Origin of the sequence: Streptomyces chartreusis NRRL 3882, assembly GCF_900236475.1 — a bacterium.
GTDB lineage: Bacteria > Actinomycetota > Actinomycetes > Streptomycetales > Streptomycetaceae > Streptomyces > Streptomyces chartreusis_D.
The window spans coordinates 6,524,187-6,540,857 of the sequence record NZ_LT963352.1; the positions used below are offsets into that span (position 1 = coordinate 6,524,187).

Here is a 16,671-nt window from a genome sequence, read left to right on the forward strand (position 1 = left end):
CCGGGGTGGTAGTTCGTTCGTGCGGCCAGTGCGGGTGGCACACGCTGACCTCGACCCTAGGGACGGGTGGTTTCTCGGGCGTGACTCATTTGTTTCGCACAAGTTAACCGGCTCGGCTTCCACCGTAGCCCCGACGCACCCCGCCGTGCCCTGGTCATTTCCGGGCGCAGTACCGTGGACGGGTGGACAACAGGCAAGCACTCGGATCGTGGCTTTCCGGGCCCCGCGCGGCGGCGGAAGAGGCCGGTGTCGACTTCGGATACCGGGGTGAGCAGCTCGGTCTGCCCGAGGAGGGGCCCGGCTCGATCGCCCGCCCGGGGCGGCGGCTCGGCGCCCTCGCCGTGGACTGGGGCCTGAGCCTCCTGATCGCATACGGTCTCATCACCCAGAGCTACAACGAAGCGGCCCAGATCTGGGCGCCGCTCATCATGTTCGCTCTGATGGTCCTCACGGTCGGTACGGTCGGCTTCACGCCGGGCAAGCGGCTCCTCGGCCTGCGGGTGCTCGCCCTGGACACCGGCCGGGTCAGCCCCTGGCGCGCCGTCCTGCGCACGGTCCTGCTCTTCCTCGCGATCCCCGCCCTGATCTGGGACCGCGACGGCCGGGGCCTCCACGACCGGCTGGCGGGCACGGTCGAGGTCCGCATCTGATCGAGCCGAGGACGCCGAGAGCCGAAGGCGAACGAAGAACCGAGGACGAACGGAAGGGGCGCCCGGAGTGGTCCGGGCGCCCCTTCGTGTATGTGGTGAGCGGGCTGTCAGCGCGCCTTCGGCCCGCCGCCCTTCGGCATCCGCATGCCCTTCGGCATCGGCCCCTTCGGCAGCGGCATGTTGCTCATCAGGTCGCCCAGGGCACGCAGCCGGTCGTTGGTGGCGGTGACCTGCGGGCCGGTCAGCACGCGCGGCAGCTTCAGCATGGTCGTGCGCAGCTTCTTCAGCTCGACCTGGCCCTCGCCCGTGCCCACGACCAGGTCGTGCACCGGGACGTCCGCGACGATGCGGTTCATCTTCTTCTTCTCGGCGGCGAGCAGGGACTTCACCCGGTTCGGGTTGCCCTCGGCGACCAGGACGATGCCGGCCTTGCCGACCGCGCGGTGCACCACGTCCTGGTTGCGGTTCATCGCCACCGCGGGGGTCGTCGTCCACCCCCGGCCGACGTTGTCGAGCACCGCCGCCGCGGCACCGGGCTGGCCCTCCATCTGCCCGAAGGCGGCCCGCTCGGCCCGGCGCCCGAACACGATCGCCGACGCGAGGAAGGCGAGCAGGAGGCCCAGGATGCCGAGATAGATGGGGTGACCGATCAAGAAGCCGATCGCGAGGAAGACACCGAAGGTGACGATTCCGACTGCCGCGAGTACAAGACCGATCTTCTTGTCGGCCTTGCGGGTCATCTTGTAGGTCAGGGCGATCTGCTTCAGTCGCCCGGGGTTCGCAGCGTCCGCTGCAGGTTCCTTCCTCGCCATGCCACGAAGTCTACGTGGCCCCACAAGCGCCTACGACGGCAGTGTCCGCGGGGAGACTCGCGGGGGAGGGGAGCGGGCTCAGGGGTGGACGGAGAGGGACCGGGAGACGGACTGCTCGAGGACGCGCTGCGCCTCGACCCGGTCCTTGGCGCGACGGCGGTCCTCCAGCACGGAGGTCCAGGCGTTGCGGCGGGCGGTGCGCTGACCGCTGCTCAGCAGCAGCGACTCGACGGCACGCAGGGCGGTGGTGAAGGACGGAATCGCGGTGGCGCGAACGGGCGCGGCCTGCATGGGTCAGGTCCCCCCTCGGGAGCGGTGTACGTGCTGTGAGTTCAGCGTCACTGATTGGTGTTACCAGGGCGTGTCCGACCGGTCAAACACCCATGAAGCCCCGGCGGGGATCCGTGGAACGCCGACGCGGCCCTGACATACGCCCTCATCTGCGAGGACGGTCAGGACCGCGTCATATCGGCCGCTACCGGCGGGTAGTCTCTTGTGCGCGAATTCACACGCTTGGCTCGCCCTGTGGCGGGAAGGGCGGTGATGGTTCGTCAGACGGCCTGGGCCGCGATGCCCGCGTCCCGCTGCTCCATGGCCATCCGGTAGAGCCGCCCGGCACGGTACGAGGACCGCACCAGCGGGCCCGACATCACACCGGAGAAGCCGATCTGCTCGGCCTCCTCCTGCAGCTCCACGAACTCCTGCGGCTTGACCCAGCGCTCCACCGGGTGGTGGCGCACGGAGGGCCGCAGGTACTGCGTGATGGTGACCAGCTCGCAGCCCGCGTCGTGCAACTGCTTCAGCGCCTCGCTGACCTCCTCGCGGGTCTCGCCCATGCCGAGGATGAGGTTCGACTTGGTGACCAGGCCGTAGTCGCGGGCCTCGGTGATGACCTTCAGGGAGCGCTCGTAGCGGAAGCCGGGGCGGATCCGCTTGAAGATCCGCGGGACCGTCTCGACGTTGTGCGCGAAGACCTCGGGGCGGGAGGAGAAGACCTCCTCGAGCTGCTCCGGGACGGCGTTGAAGTCGGGCGCGAGCAGCTCGACCTTCGTCCGGCCGGCCTCGCGGCCCGCCGTCTGCTGGTGGATCTGGCGGACCGTCTCCGCGTACAGCCAGGCGCCGCCGTCCTCCAGGTCGTCGCGGGCGACGCCGGTGATCGTGGCGTAGTTCAGGTCCATGGTGACCACGGACTCACCCACGCGGCGCGGCTCGTCGCGGTCGAGCGCCTCGGGCTTGCCGGTGTCGATCTGGCAGAAGTCGCAGCGCCGGGTGCACTGGTCGCCGCCGATGAGGAAGGTGGCCTCGCGGTCCTCCCAGCACTCGTAGATGTTGGGGCAGCCGGCTTCCTGGCAGACCGTGTGCAGGCCCTCGCTCTTCACGAGGTTCTGCATCTTGGTGTACTCGGGACCCATTTTCGCCCGGGTCTTGATCCACTCGGGCTTGCGCTCGATGGGGGTCTGGCTGTTGCGGACCTCCAGGCGCAGCATCTTGCGTCCGTCGGGTGCGACTGCGGACACGACCGGCTCCCTAGCGATTGATTCTTCGGCGCCCTCAAGGGTACGCCCGTTGATTTGAATGCCTGTGTGGGTGCCAGCCCCTCCACAGCCCGTTTTATGCCGCCGGGGTCTTCTCGATCTCCCGCGGCTTCAGTTCCGCGTTCTCCAGGACGTCCCGCAGGTGGCGCTCGACGACCGGCAGAACCTCCTCGATCGTCACGTCGCGGCCCAGTTCGTTCGCCAGCGAGGCGACACCCGCGTCGCGGATGCCGCACGGGATGATCCGGTCGAACCACTTGTTGTCGGGGTTCACGTTGAGCGCGAAGCCGTGCATGGTGACGCCCTTGGCCACGCGGATGCCGATCGCGGCGATCTTGCGGTCCTCCCGGCGCTGGCCCGCGTTGGACGGCGCGTACTCCGGGCCGTTCATCCGCGGGTCGAACTCCTCGTCGTGCAGACGCGGGTCGAAGTCCAGGGCCAGCCCGCCGAGCGCGGGGCGCTGCGCGACCGGGTCGCCGAGCACCCACACCCCGCTGCGGCCCTCGACCCGGGTGGTCTCCAGGCCGAACTCCGCGCAGGTGCGGATCAGGGCCTCTTCGAGGCGGCGTACGTGGGCCACGACGTCCACGGGGCGCGGAAGCTTCTGGATCGGGTAGCCCACCAGCTGGCCGGGCCCGTGCCAGGTGATCTTGCCGCCGCGGTCCACGTCGATGACCGGCGTGCCGTCGAGGGGCCGCTCGTCGTCCGCCGTGCGCCGACCCGCCGTGTAGACCGGGGGGTGCTCCAGGAGCAGCACGGTGTCGGGGACCTCGTCCGCGAAGCGCGCCGCGTGCACCCGGCGCTGTTCGTCCCACGCCTCCTGGTACTCGACGGCCTCGTCACCGAACCCCATGCGGACGAACCGCAACTCACTCACGGCAAGCGCCTCCCTAGGACGGGTGTGTCAGGCACGTATCGCGCCCAAGCCACTGTACGTCCGGCCCGGACACGTCAGTCCTGGGGTCAATCCTCACACGATCGGATGAATGTCCGCGAAAATGTGTGATGGGGTGTTTACTCTCCGCTACATTCGCGCCGTCCAGCAAGCCATAAGGCCTGCTCACAGGCAATCCGGAAGATCACCCACACCGGAAGGCAGGAGACCGCACCGCACCATGACGGAACGACCCGCGCAGCGCACCCCCAACCGACAGCTCGCCGCGCTCATCGCAGAAGCGGGGTTCTCCAACGCGGGTCTCGCCCGTCGCGTGGACCAGCTCGGTCTCGAACACGGGCTCGATCTGAGATACGACAAGACATCCGTCACCCGGTGGCTGCGCGGCCAGCAGCCCAGGGGCACCACGCCCGCGCTGATCGCCGAGGTCTTCACCCGGCGCCTGGGCCGCCGTCTCACCGCCCAGGACCTCGGCCTGGACGCCTGCGCGCCCGTGTACGCGGGGCTGGAGTTCGCCGCCACCCCCGAGGAGGCCGTCGACATCGTCAGCGGGCTGTGGCGCAAGGACTCCGGCAGCCACGCCGAGCTGCGCAAGATCGCCTTCACCCCGGCCGGGCTCGTCGTGCCGAGCCGGGACTGGCTGATCGGCCGCGCGGACGAGAAGGTGGCCCGGGGCGAGCCGCCCGCCGCCCGCATCCCGGCGCAGGGCCGCGCCGCCCTCCGCCCGGCGGCCGACCAGGGCGTGCCGTCCCTGCCCCGCCAGCGCGGGCAGGCCGACCGCGGCCCCGGCCAGAAGGTGACCGCCGGCGACATCGCCGCCCTGCGCTCGGTCGGCGAGCTGTTCCGCACCCTCGACGACGCCTACGGCGGCGGGCACGCCCGCCAGGCCCTCGTGCGCTATCTGGAGCACGAGTGCGAGCCCATGCTGCGCGGCACCTACGGCGAGCAGACCGGCCGCCGGCTGTTCGCCGCGGCCGCCGACCTGACCCGGCTCGCGGGCTGGACGTCGTACGACATCGCCGCGCACGGACTCGCCCAGCGCTACTTCGTGCAGGCGCTCCGGCTCGCCCAGGCGGCCGGGGACCGGACGTACGGGGCGTACGTGCTGGTCACGATGAGCCGGCAGGCCGTCTACCTCGGGCACGGGCGGGAGGCGGTGCAGCTCGCGCGCGTGGCCCAGCAGGGCGTCGGCACCTCGGCCCCGCCGGTCGTGCAGGCGCTGCTGCACGCCTCCGAGGCCCGCGGGCACGGCGTCCTCGGCGAGGTACGGGCCTGCACGGCGGCACTGGTGCGCGCCGAGCGCGCCCTGGAGACGGCCCGGATCGGGGACGACGTCCCGCACTGGGCCAAGTTCTTCGACGAGGCGCAGCTGGCCGACGAGTTCGGGCACTGCCACCGCGACCTTCAGCAGTTCCGCGCCGCCGCCCAGCACGCGGAACGCTCACTCCAGCTCCGCGCCCCGTCCTACGCCCGCAGCCGCCTGTTCTGCCGCGTCGTCCTCGCCACCGCACGCCTGGGCCTCGGCGAACTCGACCAGGCCTGCCAGCTCGCCGCGGAGGCGGCGGGCCAGGCGGCGGAGATGCGCTCGGTGCGGGCGGTGGAGTACGTGAGGGACTTCGAGCGACGACTGGAGCCGTACAAGGACGCGGCACCGGTGCGCACTTACCGCGACAAGGTAGCGGCCTTGGGGTGAGGTTCCTGGGGCGCGGGGCTGTGTCGATGTGCGGCTCCGCCGCGTGGGCGCGAACAACCCCCACGCACCCGCACCCGACAAACCACCTACGCAGCCCGGGGCACAGTCGGCACAGGATCGGCAACATGCATCGACCGCCCCGCCCCCAAGTCCGCCAGAATCGCCGCCGACGCCCGATGCCCGGAGTGCAAGGCGCCCTGGACCGTACTGGTGTCCCGGTGATCCCCACACACGTACAGCCCCGCGAGCAACCGCACCGGCCGCCGCAGATCATGCGGCGGCCGCATCGCCGGCACCGCCTCCGCCGTGTGATGCACGGCCAACGTCTCCCACCGCGCCGTCGACACCCCGTACAGCCGCGCCAGATGCATCCGCACGGCCGTGTCGACGTCCCCCGGCGGACGCCCCAGCACCGTCGAGGACACCAGCGCCCGCCCCGCCGGAGCACGGGACGGATCGACCCGGCTGACCACGGCCGTGTGCGCGACCGGCCCACCCAGGTCCGCGTCGAGCAACAGCGACGCCCCCGTCCCCGGCGGCTCGTCGGTCGTGTGGTGCACCACCGTCACCGGATGGAAATCCGGCACCCGCAACCCGGGCAACAGCTCGGCCGCGGCCCTGGCGTCCGTCGCCACCAGCACCGCCCGGCAGCGGATCTCACCGTGCTCGGCGGTGGTCACCGAGGTCGTGGAGACGGAGGTGACGCGCACGCCGGTGCGCACGGTGCCCGGCGGCAGCGTGCTCGCGAGCAGCTGCGGCAGGGCCTCGGCGCCGCCCTCCGGCAGACACAGCCGGCCACCCGCGAAGGCGCGCAGCGCGAGGTCCGCGCACCGGCTGGACGTCGTCAGGTCCGGGTCGCACAGCAGGGCGGCGAGCAGCGGACGCAGGAAGCCGTCGATCGTACGGGCCGGCAGCCCGCGGGCCGCCAGGGCCTCACCGGCGGGCAGCTCCGGGCGGGCCAGCAGCCGTTCGGCCGGTGTGCCCGCCAGCCGCGTCAGGGCGGCACCCAGGCGGGCCTGGTCGACGGCCGTGCCCAGCGGCGCACCGGACCGGCTCCGGGGCACGGAGACCTGCCGGCCGGGCACCGCCACCGGCCTCCTGGGCGGCCTCGGCGCGGACGTCGACCGGGGAGCACTCGCCAGGGCGCGCACCGCGTGCAGTGCGCCCCGTGCGCCCCCTGCGCCCGTCTGGACGCCCGCGCGATGGTGGCGGCCGTCGCCGTGCAGCAGGACACCGGGCGCGAAGGGGCGCAGCACGAGGGCACCGAGGCCGGGTGTCAGCCGTAGTTCGGGGTATGCCGTGGACAGCAACTGGCCGACTCTGTCGAGCCGGAAGCCGTCGACCTTCTCCGTCGCCATGCGGCCGCCGATCGCGTGGGCGGCCTCCAGGACCATGGTCGTCACTCCTGCGCTGGTCAGCCGGTGCGCGGCCGAGAGTCCGGCGACCCCGGCCCCCACGACGACCACGTCCGCCTGGTAAGCGGGCTCAAGCACGTGCCCCTCCTCGAGGTTGCGCGGGCGCTGGAGACGTCATGCCCTCAACAGGCCCCAGGGATACGCGAGTTCTGGTCGAGGGTAGGGCCGTGATCGGTCATGGGGAGTCGCGCATCGACAGGGCACGGTCGCACAGTGGTCGCATATGGAGACCTTGTGGGCATGAAGTGGTCACACGGGGCTGGTGTGCGGCGCGAAGGGCTGTCTCGGAACGATCGGTGGGCGCTCTCCAGGTCCCTCACAACGCCGCCCGGATCGCCTCCTCGATCTCCGGGAAGGCGAACCGGAACCCCGACTCCAGCAGTCGCGTCGGCAGGACCCGGGCGCTGCCGAGCACATCCCCGGCCATCTCGCCGAGCACGGCCCGCAGTACGGGCGCGGGCACCGCGAACAGCGTCGGGCGGTGCAGCACGCGCCCCATCGCCGCCGTGATCTCACGGTTCGTCAGGGGGTTCGGGGCGGTGATGTTGAACGGCCCGGACAGGCCGTCGGTGTCGATGAGATGCCGGATCGCGGCGACCTCGTCGTGCAGCGCGACGAACGACCAGTACTGCCGCCCGTCGCCCATCCGCCCGCCGAGCCCGGCCCGGAACAGCGGGAACAGCCGCCCCCACGCACCGCCCTCGCGGGACACGACCAGCCCGGTCCGGGTGAACACCGTCCGGACACCGGCCTGCTGGGCGGGGGCTGTCGCGGCCTCCCACTCCACGCACAGTTCGGGCAGGAACCCCTCGCCCGCCGGCGCGCTCTCGTCCACGGTCCGGTCCCCGGTCTCGCCGTAGTAGCCCATGGCGCTGCCGTTCACGAAGACCCGCGGCCGGTCCTTCTCGTCCAGCGAGGCGACCGCGCGGGCGAGCGCCGCCGTGCCGTTCACCCTGCTGTCGCGGATCCGCTGTTTGTAGGCGTCCGTCCAGCGGCGGTTGCCGACCCCCGCACCGGCCAGGTTCACCACCGCGTCGCACCCCGCGAGCCCGGCCGCGTCCACGCGCCCGCCCTCGGGGTCCCAGCGGACCTCGTCCGCGGCCCGGGGCGTACGGCGCACCAGGCGCACCACTTCGTGCCCGTCCGCGGTCAGGGAGCGCACCAGGGCGCCGCCGATGAGACCGGACGCACCGGCCACTGCGATTCGTGAGCCTTCCATGGGCCCATCCTGCCCGCCGGTGACGTAAATCCGCCGTACGGCCACCGGCCCTCACCGTAAGGTGGCGCCATGTCCGAGCCCCGCCGACTCCGTATCCGCGTCGCCGTGCCCGATGACGACGAAGGGCTGGCTCTGCTGGACCGCCTCGCCTGGTCGCACCTGCACGCGGTGATGCCCCGGCCGCAGCCGCCGTACCCGCCGTTCTTCACCGACCGGCACGCCCCCGAGGACTGCCTGGTCGCCGAACTCGGTGACCGCTTGGCGGGCTACCTGCGTACCGGCTTCCCGACGCCGGTCGAAGCGAACAGGCACGTGCGGCAGGTGCAGGGCCTCGCCGTCGCGCAGGAGGCACGCGGCCGGGGTGTCGGGCGGGCGCTGGTCCGGGCCGCCGTCGACGAGGCCCGCCGGCGCGGTGCCCGCCGCCTCACCCTGCGCGTCCTCGCCCACAACACCCCGGCCCGCAAGCTCTACGAGGCGGAGGGATTCGTGGTGGAGGGGGTCCTGCCCGAGGAGTTCCTGCTCGACGGGCAGTACGTGGACGACGTACTGATGGGACGCTCCCTCTGAGCGGGAGCTACGACTCGGCCAGCTCGCCCGTGTCCACCGGTGCCGTCGCGTTCGCCGCGCGCTCGGCGTCGGAGGAGACCTCGGCCGCCGTCAGCACGTAGCCCGTCTCGGCGTCCGAGGTGGAGCGGGCGAAGACCACGCCGAAGACCCGGCCGTCCGTGGTGAGGAGCGGGCCGCCGGAGTTGCCGGGGCGGACCGTGGAGCGGATCGAGTAGATCTCGCGGGTGACGGTGTCGTCGTTGTAGATGTTCTGGCCCGTCGCCCGGACCCGGTTCGCGACCGTCGCCGCCTGGAGGTTCAGGTCGCCGTCCTGCGGATAGCCCGCGACGACCGCCGAGTCGCCGCGCTCGGCGTTGTCGTCGAACCGCAGCACGGGCGCCTTGAGCCCCGGCACGTACAGCACGGCCACGTCCTTCTGCGGGTCGAAGAGCACCACCCGTGCCTCGTACGTCCGGCCGACCCCGCCGATCTGCACGGTCGGCTCGTCGATGCCGGCCACCACGTGGGCGTTGGTCATCACGTGCTCCCGCGCGTACACGAACCCGCTGCCCTCGCGGCCCTGGGTGCCCGCGACGCCCTCGACCTTGACCGTGCTCAGCTTGGCCGCGTTCGTGGCGGCCGCCGTGACGCTGTCGCCGGAGGGCTCGGCCACCTCGGCGGTCGACTCGTTCTCGAACGGGTTGAAGACCTGCGGGAATCCCGCCTGGGTCAGCGCGGACGTGGCCTCCGAGAACCAGGCAGGGGTGGTGTCCGGCATCGTCCGCTGCACGGCGCCGAGCAGTCGGGAGTCCCGGATCGCCGAGGTGACCAGCGGCGACGAGGACGCGCCCAGGACGCTCGCGGCCACCCACGCCACGATCAGGACCGCGACCGAGTTGGCCACGGCCCCGCCGATCCCGTCCGCCACCCTGAGCGGCCCGCGGTCCAGCTCCCGCCGCAGCCTGAGCGCGAGGCGCCCCGCCAGTTCGTGCCCCACCACCGCCGGGAGCAGCACCGTGAACACCGCCGTCACCGTCGCGCGCGTCGTACCCGGCGGCACCAGGTCCATCACCCACGGCAGGATCCACACGCCGACGACCGCACCGCCCACGAAACCCGCCAGCGACACACAGCCGGCCACCAGCCCGCGCCGGTAGCCGGATGCCGCGTAGGCCAGGACGACCAGCAACAGCAGGATGTCGAGCAGGTCCACGCACGCCTTCTTTCTCTCGGAACCTCTTAATACGTGGGGGAAGGGCCCGGTGATCAGTCACACGCGCGTGGATGATCAGAACCGGCCACGCGCGCGTGCACTCGGAAAAACGTCGCGGACCGTGACGATGGTTCCACCGGGTGGCACATCACACATCGCGGACGGACCGGATCAGGCCGACAGTGGGTCCATGCGTGTCTTCCGGAGGCGGCGGGGTGCGCGTAGGCACCGCGCCGCCGGGACACCCGGCATAGCCGGCATGCCGCGCACGGCCCGGGTGCTGCTCGGCTGCCTGCCGGGCGTCGCCGTCGTCGTGGCGCTGGTGCTGTGCGCCCACGGCGTGGAGAACGCCGCCGAGACCAGCGCCCGCCCGGCCACGCACCGCCCCGCCACGCCCACGCGCTACGCCGCTCCGCGCCCGCACATCGTGCCGAGATCACAATGGCTGGGCGACGCCGCCCGCAAGCAGCCCCGCCCGCGCTACGACGACCGGGTCGCCGCCGTCTTCATCCACCACACCGACTCGCCCAACGGCTACGACTGCGCCGACGCGCCCCGCATCCTCCGGGACCTGTACACCGGCCAGACCGGCACCCGCGACTGGGACGACATCGGCTACAACTTCGTCGTCGACCGCTGCGGCACCATCTACGAGGGCCGCGCCGGCGGCGTCGAGCGGGCCGTCACCGGCGCCCACACCCAGGGCTTCAACCACCGCACCACCGGCATCGCCGCCCTCGGCACCTTCACCGCGGGCATGCCCGTGCCCCGGGCGATGATCCACGCCATCGCCGCGCTGTCCGCCTGGAAGCTGGGCCTGACCGGCACCGACCCGCGGGCGACCGTCCGCCTGGTCTCCAGCAACGGCCTGAGCCGGTACGCGGCCGGCACCGCCGCCGAGCTGCCCGCCCTGGCCGGCCACAACGACGGCTACATGACCAGCTGCCCGGGCGCCGCCCTGCACGCCAGGCTGCCGCAGATCAGGCAGCTGGCCGCCCGGTTGCAGGGCCGGCCGGCCGGACCACAGGAAGGCCACAGCCGGCGCGCAGCGTCCTCGGATCCCGGCGCCCTACCGTCGTCCCCACAGCCAGCCGACCGGAGGTGGGGATCATGAACAGCAGCCGCTCGAAGGACCCGGCGGCGCGCGCCCGGACCGGGGTGTCGCGCGGCCCCTGGGCGGTGCTCTGCGCGGTCGCGACCGTCGTCCTGGGCCCGGCCGCGGCCACCGCGTCCACCCTCGACCAGGCCAACGCCGCCCCGCTGTACCACGCGGTCGAGGCGGACCGGACGCACGCGTACCTGCCGTCCGAGACGAGCCGCCGCCGGGCCGCCTGACTCAGCCCCTGAAGCGCTCCCACAGCTTGGGATAGCGCTCGGCGAGCAGGTCCTCGTTCTCGAAGTCGAGCGGGGTGCCCTCCGGTTCCGGGGGCGCGGGCGGGATCTCCAGGTCGGGGGCGACCATGCCGGTGAGCTGCTCGTAGGCCTCGTCCGCCGCGTAGCCGAGTTCCTCGCCGTCGCCGTCGATCTCCTCGTCGAAGTCGTCCAGCAGATCGGCGAGCGAGTCCGGGTCGTGCACGGCGCCCTCGAAGACATGGCGGCCCTGGCCGATCAGCCAGCACCGGAAGAAGTCGAAGGCGTCGTCGCTCGCCCCGTCGAGCAGCACCCAGGCGGCGCCCCACAGGTCCCAGCGGTAGGCGCGGTTGTAGCGGGACTCGAAGTGCCGGGCGAAGTCCAGGACCGAGTCCGGGTCCAGCTGCGCGAGCCGCTCCACGAGCAGGTCGGCCTGCTCTTCCGGGTCGCCCTCGGCGGCCTCCCGGGCGTCGTCCACCAGCTCCCAGAACTCCGTCTCGTCCATCACGGGTCCAGCATCGGCCCTGGGGCACAGGGGCGCACCCGGAGTGCGCGGGATCGTTATACGCCGTCCCGGGGGTGGTACAGCCCGGCCAGCCGCAGCGCGTCCCCGGCGAACCGCTCGCGCAGGCTCTCCGGCGCCAGTACCTCCACCTCCGGTCCCAGCGCCGTCAGCTGGGTGTGGGCGACCTCCTCGGACTCCACCGGCAGTGCCACCGTCACCCAGCCGTCGCCGTCCGGGCCCTCCGCGTCCGCCAGGGCCTCACGGGCGGACAGCGAGTCGAGGGCGTGCGGCAGTCTGCGCACACCCTCCGGGGACAGTCGCACCACGACCCGCGCCCGCAGGATGGACCGCGCGAACTGCTCCGCCCGTTCCTCCCAGAAGGCCGGCAGGTCGAACTCCGGCTCCCGCTCGAAACGCTCCTCGCCCGTGTCCACCGCCGTGAACCGGTCGATCCGGTACACCCGGAAGGACCCGCCCCCGGCCACTCGTGCGCACAGGTACCAGACGCCCGCCTTCAGCACGAGCCCGTACGGTTCCAGCTCCCGGTCGACCTCGTCCGCACCGCGCCGGTAGCGCGCGGTGATCCGCCGGTCGTCCCACACCGCGTCGGCGACCGCCGGCAGCAGCACGGGCGTCTCCGGCTCCTTGAACCAGTTCGGCGCGTCCAGATGGAACCGCTGCGCCGCCGTCCTCGACGCGTCCCGCAGGGAGGGCAGCAGCGCCGCCGACACCTTCAGCTGAGCGGCCGAGGCGGCGTCCTCCAGGCCCATCTCGCGCAGCGCCCCCGGCACCCCGGACAGGAACAGCGCCTCCGCCTCGCTGCGGTGCAGCCCGGTCAGCCGCGTACGGTACCCGCCGACCAGCCGGTACCCGCCGACCCGGCCCCGGTCCGCGTACACCGGCACACCCGCCTCCGACAGCGCCTGGGCGTCCCGGGTGACCGTCCGCTCCGAGACCTCCAGCTCCCGGGCGAGCTCGGCGGCCGTCATGGAGGGCCGGGACTGGAGCAGCAGCACCATCTTGATGAGCCGGGCAGCGCGCATGGAGCACATCATGCAGCAGGAGGCCCCCGCAGACAGCGGGAGCCTCCTGCCGAACAGCCCTTACAGGCCGTGCAGGCCTTACAGGCCGTACTTCGCGCGTGCTTCCTTCACGGCCGTCGCCTTGACCTCGCCGCGCCGGGCGAGCTGGGCCAGGGCCGCGACGACGATCGACTCCGCGTCCACCCCGAAGTGGCGGCGGGCCGCCTCACGGGTGTCCGAGAGGCCGAAGCCGTCGGCACCCAGCGAGGACCAGTCCTGCTCGACCCACTGCGCGATCTGGTCCGGGACCTGGCGCATGTAGTCGGAGACCGCCAGCACCGGGCCCTCGGCGCCCTGCAGCGCCTGCCGGACGAAGGGGATCCGCTCCTCGCCGCGCAGCAGCGCCTCGTCCGCCTCCAGCGCGTCCCGGCGCAGCTCGCTCCAGGACGTCGCCGACCACACGTCGGCCGCCACGCCCCACTCCTCGGCGAGCAGCCGCTGCGCCTCGATCGCCCAGTGGATCGCCGTACCGGAGCCGAGCAGCTGGATCCGCGGTGCGTTGGCCGGGGGCGTGATGCCCGCCGACTCCGCCGTGTTGAAGCGGTACAGGCCCTTGACGATGCCCTCGTCGATGCCGTCGACGGACGGCTTCGCGGGCTGCGGCAGCGGCTCGTTGTAGACGGTCAGGTAGTAGAAGACGTTCTGGTCCTCGCCCGGGGCCGCCTCGCCGTACATCCGGCGCAGACCGTCCTTGACGATGGCCGCGACCTCGTACGCGAACGCCGGGTCGTACGTCAGCGCCGCCGGGTTGGTCGCGGCGATGACGGGGGAGTGGCCGTCGGCGTGCTGCAGGCCCTCGCCCGTCAGGGTCGTGCGGCCCGCCGTGGCGCCGACGAGGAAGCCGCGGCCGAGCTGGTCGCCGAGCTGCCACATCTGGTCGGCCGTGCGCTGCCAGCCGAACATCGAGTAGAAGATGTAGAACGGGATCATCGTCTCGCCGTGCGTCGCGTACGACGTCGAAGCGGCGATGAAGTCGGCCATCGAACCGGCCTCGGTGATCCCCTCGTTGAGGATCTGGCCGTTCTGGGCCTCCTTGTAGTACATCAGCTGGTCGCGGTCGACCGGCTCGTACGTCTGGCCCTTCGGCGAGTAGATGCCGAGCGAGGGGAAGAGCGACTCCATACCGAAGGTGCGCGCCTCGTCCGGGACGATCGGCACCCAGCGCTTGCCCGTTTCCTTGTCGCGGACCAGGTCCTTGACCAGGCGGACGAACGCCATGGTGGTGGCCACGTTCTGGGAGCCGGAGCCCTTGTCGAAGGAGGCGAACGCCTTCTCCGCCGGGGCGGGCAGCGGCGCGACCGGGTGCACACGCCGGGCCGGGGCCGGACCGCCGAGGGCGGCACGCCGCTCCTGGAGGTAGCGGACCTCGGGGGAGTCGGCGCCCGGGTGGCCGTAGGGCACCACGCCGTCGACGAAGTCGCTGTCCTTGATCGGCAGGCCGAGCAGGTCGCGCATGTTCTTGAACTCGTCCACCGTCAGCTTCTTCATCTGGTGGTTGGCGTTCTTCGACGCGAAGCCCTCGCCCAGGGTGTGGCCCTTGACCGTCTGGGCCAGGATCACGGTCGGCGCGCCCTTGTGCTCGACGGCCGCCTTGTACGCGGCGTACACCTTGCGGGCCTCGTGACCACCGCGCGAGAGGTGGAAACACTCGAGGATCTTGTCGTCGCTCAGCAGCTTCGCCATCTCCGCCAGCGCCGGGTCGGCGCCGAAGAAGTCCTGGCGGATGTAGGCCGCGTCACGGGTCTGGTACGTCTGGATCTGCGCGTCCGGTACCTGGCGCAGACGGCGCACCAGCGCGCCCGTGGTGTCGAGCTGGAACAGCTCGTCCCAGGCCGTGCCCCACAGCGTCTTGACGACGTTCCAGCCGGCGCCGCGGAACTGGGCCTCCAGCTCCTGCACGATCTTGAAGTTGGCGCGGACCGGGCCGTCGAGGCGCTGCAGGTTGCAGTTGATGACGAACGTGAGGTTGTCCAGTTCCTCACGGGCCGCCAGCGCGAGTGCCGCCGTCGACTCGGGCTCGTCCATCTCGCCGTCGCCGAGGAACGCCCACACGTGCGAGGCGGAGGTGTCCTTGATGCCGCGGTTGGTGAGGTAGCGGTTGAAGCGCGCCTGGTAGATGGCGGAGAGCGGGCCCAGACCCATGGAGACGGTCGGGAACTCCCACAGCCAGGGCAGGCGGCGCGGGTGCGGGTAGGAGGGCAGGCCGTTGCCGCCCGCCTCGCGGCGGAAGTTGTCGAGCTGCTGCTCGTTCAGCCGGCCGTCGAGGAACGCGCGGGCGTAGATGCCGGGGGAGGCGTGGCCCTGGATGTAGAGCTGGTCGCCGGAGCCGTCGGCCTCTTTGCCCTTGAAGAAGTGGTTGAAGCCGGTCTCGTACAGCCAGGCCGCGGAGGCGAAGGTGGCGATGTGGCCGCCGACGCCGTACTTGCTGCCGCGGGTGACCATCGCGGCCGCGTTCCAGCGGTTCCACGCGGTGATCCGCTGCTCCATCGCCTCGTCACCGGGCACGGCGGGCTCGGCGGCCGTGGGGATGGAGTTGACGTAGTCGGTCTCCAGGAGCTTCGGCAGCGCGATACCGGCGCCCTCGGCGCGCTCCAGCGTGCGGCGCATCAGGTAAGCGGCACGATGCGGCCCGGCCGCCTCGGCGACGGCGTCCAGGGAGGCCTGCCACTCGGCGGTCTCCTCCGGGTCCCGGTCCGGGAGCTGGTCGAGCTCGCTCGGCTGGATGGCGTTGGGGTCGGTCATGTCGCCGCCTTCCTCAGTCGAAGGGGGTTCCCTCATCGGTAAGGGTTCGGGGGTGCCCTTTGTCTTTGGCAGGACAGGGCGCGGGGCTCGGGTGCAAGCCCGTCGGCGACTGTAACTCGCTGATCGATGATCGATCAAAGGGTTGAGGGGCAAAACCTCTTGATCACGAGAAAGTAGGCACGGGGTGCCTCCGGCGGTGGCACGCGGTGACGGCTTTCCGGCGGGTTTTCGCAGGTCGGAGGCGTTTGAGCGGGGGCGTGCTCGGGTGTCACGCCCGGGGCGCGCAGCCCAGGACGTGGGCCTTCACCAGCTCGGCGATCCGGGGGTCGCGGCGCTTGAAGGCGGCGACCAGCTCCTCGTGCTCCTCGGCGTACGACTGCTGGCGGGTGCCCAGCCAGCGGATCGACAGGGCCGTGAACACCTCGATGCCGAGGCCCTCCCAGGTGTGCAGCAGGACGGAGTTGTTCGCGGCGCGGACCAGTTCGCGGTGGAAGGCGACGGTGTGGCGGACCTGGGCCGTGCCGTCGGAGACGCGGTCGGCCTCGTACAGGGCGCTGACGTGGGGTTCCAGTGCCGAGCAGTCCTCAGCGAGGCCCTGGGCGGCCAGCTCCGCGGCGATGGCCTCCAGGCCGGCCCGGACCGGGTAGCTCTCCTCCAGGTCGGCGGCGGTCAGGTTCCGCACCCGCACGCCCTTGTTCGGAGCCGACTCGATCAGGCGCAGGGACTCCAGCTCGCGCAGGGCCTCGCGGACCGGGGTCTGGCTGACCTCCAGCTCGGTGGCGATCCGGCGCTCGACGATCCGCTCGCCCGGCTGCCAGCGTCCGCTGATGATCCCCTCCAGGATGTGCTCGCGGATCTGCTCGCGCAGCGAGTGGATGACGGGCGCGGTCATGAGGGCTCCTCAGTCGGGATTGACGTTTAGACAATACGGCCGGTTCGCTCCGCGGGTGGGGCAGGTGGGGGCGTCTTGGTGCAGGTGAGACGAGACTTACACGGGGGGTGTGGCCTGTCGTT

The 16,671-nt window shown here is 72.0% G+C and carries 16 protein-coding genes; 5 read left to right on the forward strand and 11 right to left on the reverse strand.

Annotated elements, in window-relative coordinates; all coding sequences use genetic code 11:
• Positions 1-182: 182 nt before the first annotated feature.
• Complete coding sequence (locus tag SCNRRL3882_RS29475; protein ID WP_010037124.1) at positions 183-650, forward strand: RDD family protein; 468 nt, start codon at positions 183-185, stop codon at positions 648-650.
• Between the two features lie 107 nt (positions 651-757).
• Here SCNRRL3882_RS29475 and SCNRRL3882_RS29480 read toward each other — a convergent pair whose 3' ends face one another.
• From SCNRRL3882_RS29480 to lipB, 4 genes are all read right to left on the reverse strand, one after another.
• On the reverse strand, positions 758-1,462 hold the full coding sequence (locus SCNRRL3882_RS29480) for a DUF4191 domain-containing protein (protein WP_010037125.1): 705 nt from the start codon (positions 1,460-1,462) through the stop codon (positions 758-760).
• A 78-nt stretch (positions 1,463-1,540) separates the two neighbouring features.
• Positions 1,541-1,753 (reverse strand): hypothetical protein, encoded by a 213-nt coding sequence (locus SCNRRL3882_RS29485; RefSeq protein ID WP_010037129.1) that lies wholly within the window; start codon positions 1,751-1,753, stop codon positions 1,541-1,543.
• A 260-nt stretch (positions 1,754-2,013) separates the two neighbouring features.
• Entirely contained in the window at positions 2,014-2,979 is a 966-nt protein-coding gene (gene lipA, locus SCNRRL3882_RS29490) for a lipoyl synthase (RefSeq protein ID WP_010037135.1), read from the reverse strand.
• A 94-nt stretch (positions 2,980-3,073) separates the two neighbouring features.
• Positions 3,074-3,874, reverse strand: a complete 801-nt coding sequence (gene lipB, locus SCNRRL3882_RS29495; protein ID WP_010037137.1) for a lipoyl(octanoyl) transferase LipB — start codon at positions 3,872-3,874, stop codon at positions 3,074-3,076.
• Between the two features lie 238 nt (positions 3,875-4,112).
• On the opposite strand from lipB, the gene SCNRRL3882_RS29500 reads away from it, so the two are divergent.
• On the forward strand, positions 4,113-5,585 hold the full coding sequence (locus SCNRRL3882_RS29500; RefSeq protein ID WP_010037143.1) for a hypothetical protein: 1,473 nt from the start codon (positions 4,113-4,115) through the stop codon (positions 5,583-5,585).
• Positions 5,586-5,671: 86 nt separating this feature from the next.
• Here SCNRRL3882_RS29500 and SCNRRL3882_RS29505 read toward each other — a convergent pair whose 3' ends face one another.
• Together SCNRRL3882_RS29505 and SCNRRL3882_RS29510 are read right to left on the reverse strand one after the other, a co-directional pair.
• Entirely contained in the window at positions 5,672-7,078 is a 1,407-nt protein-coding gene (locus SCNRRL3882_RS29505; protein ID WP_010037145.1) for an NAD(P)/FAD-dependent oxidoreductase, read from the reverse strand.
• A gap of 238 nt (positions 7,079-7,316) precedes the next feature.
• Positions 7,317-8,219, reverse strand: a complete 903-nt coding sequence (locus tag SCNRRL3882_RS29510; protein ID WP_029180975.1) for a TIGR01777 family oxidoreductase — start codon at positions 8,217-8,219, stop codon at positions 7,317-7,319.
• Between the two features lie 69 nt (positions 8,220-8,288).
• On the opposite strand from SCNRRL3882_RS29510, the gene SCNRRL3882_RS29515 reads away from it, so the two are divergent.
• Positions 8,289-8,786 carry a GNAT family N-acetyltransferase gene (locus tag SCNRRL3882_RS29515; protein ID WP_010037149.1) on the forward strand — a complete coding sequence of 166 codons (498 nt, stop codon included), beginning with the start codon at positions 8,289-8,291 and terminating at the stop codon, positions 8,784-8,786.
• A gap of 7 nt (positions 8,787-8,793) precedes the next feature.
• On the opposite strand, the gene SCNRRL3882_RS29520 is transcribed toward SCNRRL3882_RS29515, so the two are convergent.
• Positions 8,794-9,978 carry a MarP family serine protease gene (locus SCNRRL3882_RS29520; protein WP_010037153.1) on the reverse strand — a complete coding sequence of 395 codons (1,185 nt, stop codon included), beginning with the start codon at positions 9,976-9,978 and terminating at the stop codon, positions 8,794-8,796.
• Between the two features lie 259 nt (positions 9,979-10,237).
• Here SCNRRL3882_RS29520 and SCNRRL3882_RS29525 point away from each other — a divergent pair, with 259 nt between their 5' ends.
• Complete coding sequence (locus SCNRRL3882_RS29525) at positions 10,238-11,092, forward strand: peptidoglycan recognition protein (protein ID WP_010037155.1); 855 nt, start codon at positions 10,238-10,240, stop codon at positions 11,090-11,092.
• Positions 11,089-11,313, forward strand: coding sequence for a hypothetical protein (locus SCNRRL3882_RS29530; RefSeq protein WP_010037157.1), 225 nt, complete (start codon positions 11,089-11,091; stop codon positions 11,311-11,313). Before SCNRRL3882_RS29525 ends, SCNRRL3882_RS29530 begins: the two co-directional genes overlap by 4 nt.
• Position 11,314: 1 nt before the next feature.
• Here SCNRRL3882_RS29530 and SCNRRL3882_RS29535 read toward each other — a convergent pair whose 3' ends face one another.
• The 4 genes from SCNRRL3882_RS29535 to SCNRRL3882_RS29550 all read right to left on the reverse strand — a co-directional run bounded on the left by SCNRRL3882_RS29535 (position 11,315) and on the right by SCNRRL3882_RS29550 (position 16,549).
• Positions 11,315-11,836: a DUF4240 domain-containing protein gene (locus SCNRRL3882_RS29535; RefSeq protein ID WP_029180976.1), complete on the reverse strand. Its 522-nt coding sequence runs from the start codon at positions 11,834-11,836 to the stop codon at positions 11,315-11,317.
• 53 nt (positions 11,837-11,889) lie between these two features.
• The gene (locus tag SCNRRL3882_RS29540) at positions 11,890-12,876 is read right to left on the reverse strand and encodes a helix-turn-helix transcriptional regulator (RefSeq protein ID WP_010037162.1); all 987 of its coding nucleotides are present in this window, start codon (positions 12,874-12,876) and stop codon (positions 11,890-11,892) included.
• Positions 12,877-12,954: 78 nt separating this feature from the next.
• Complete coding sequence (gene aceE, locus SCNRRL3882_RS29545) at positions 12,955-15,657, reverse strand: pyruvate dehydrogenase (acetyl-transferring), homodimeric type (protein WP_010037163.1); 2,703 nt, start codon at positions 15,655-15,657, stop codon at positions 12,955-12,957.
• A gap of 268 nt (positions 15,658-15,925) precedes the next feature.
• Complete coding sequence (locus tag SCNRRL3882_RS29550; RefSeq protein WP_010037164.1) at positions 15,926-16,549, reverse strand: GntR family transcriptional regulator; 624 nt, start codon at positions 16,547-16,549, stop codon at positions 15,926-15,928.
• Between the last annotated feature and the right edge of the window lie 122 nt (positions 16,550-16,671).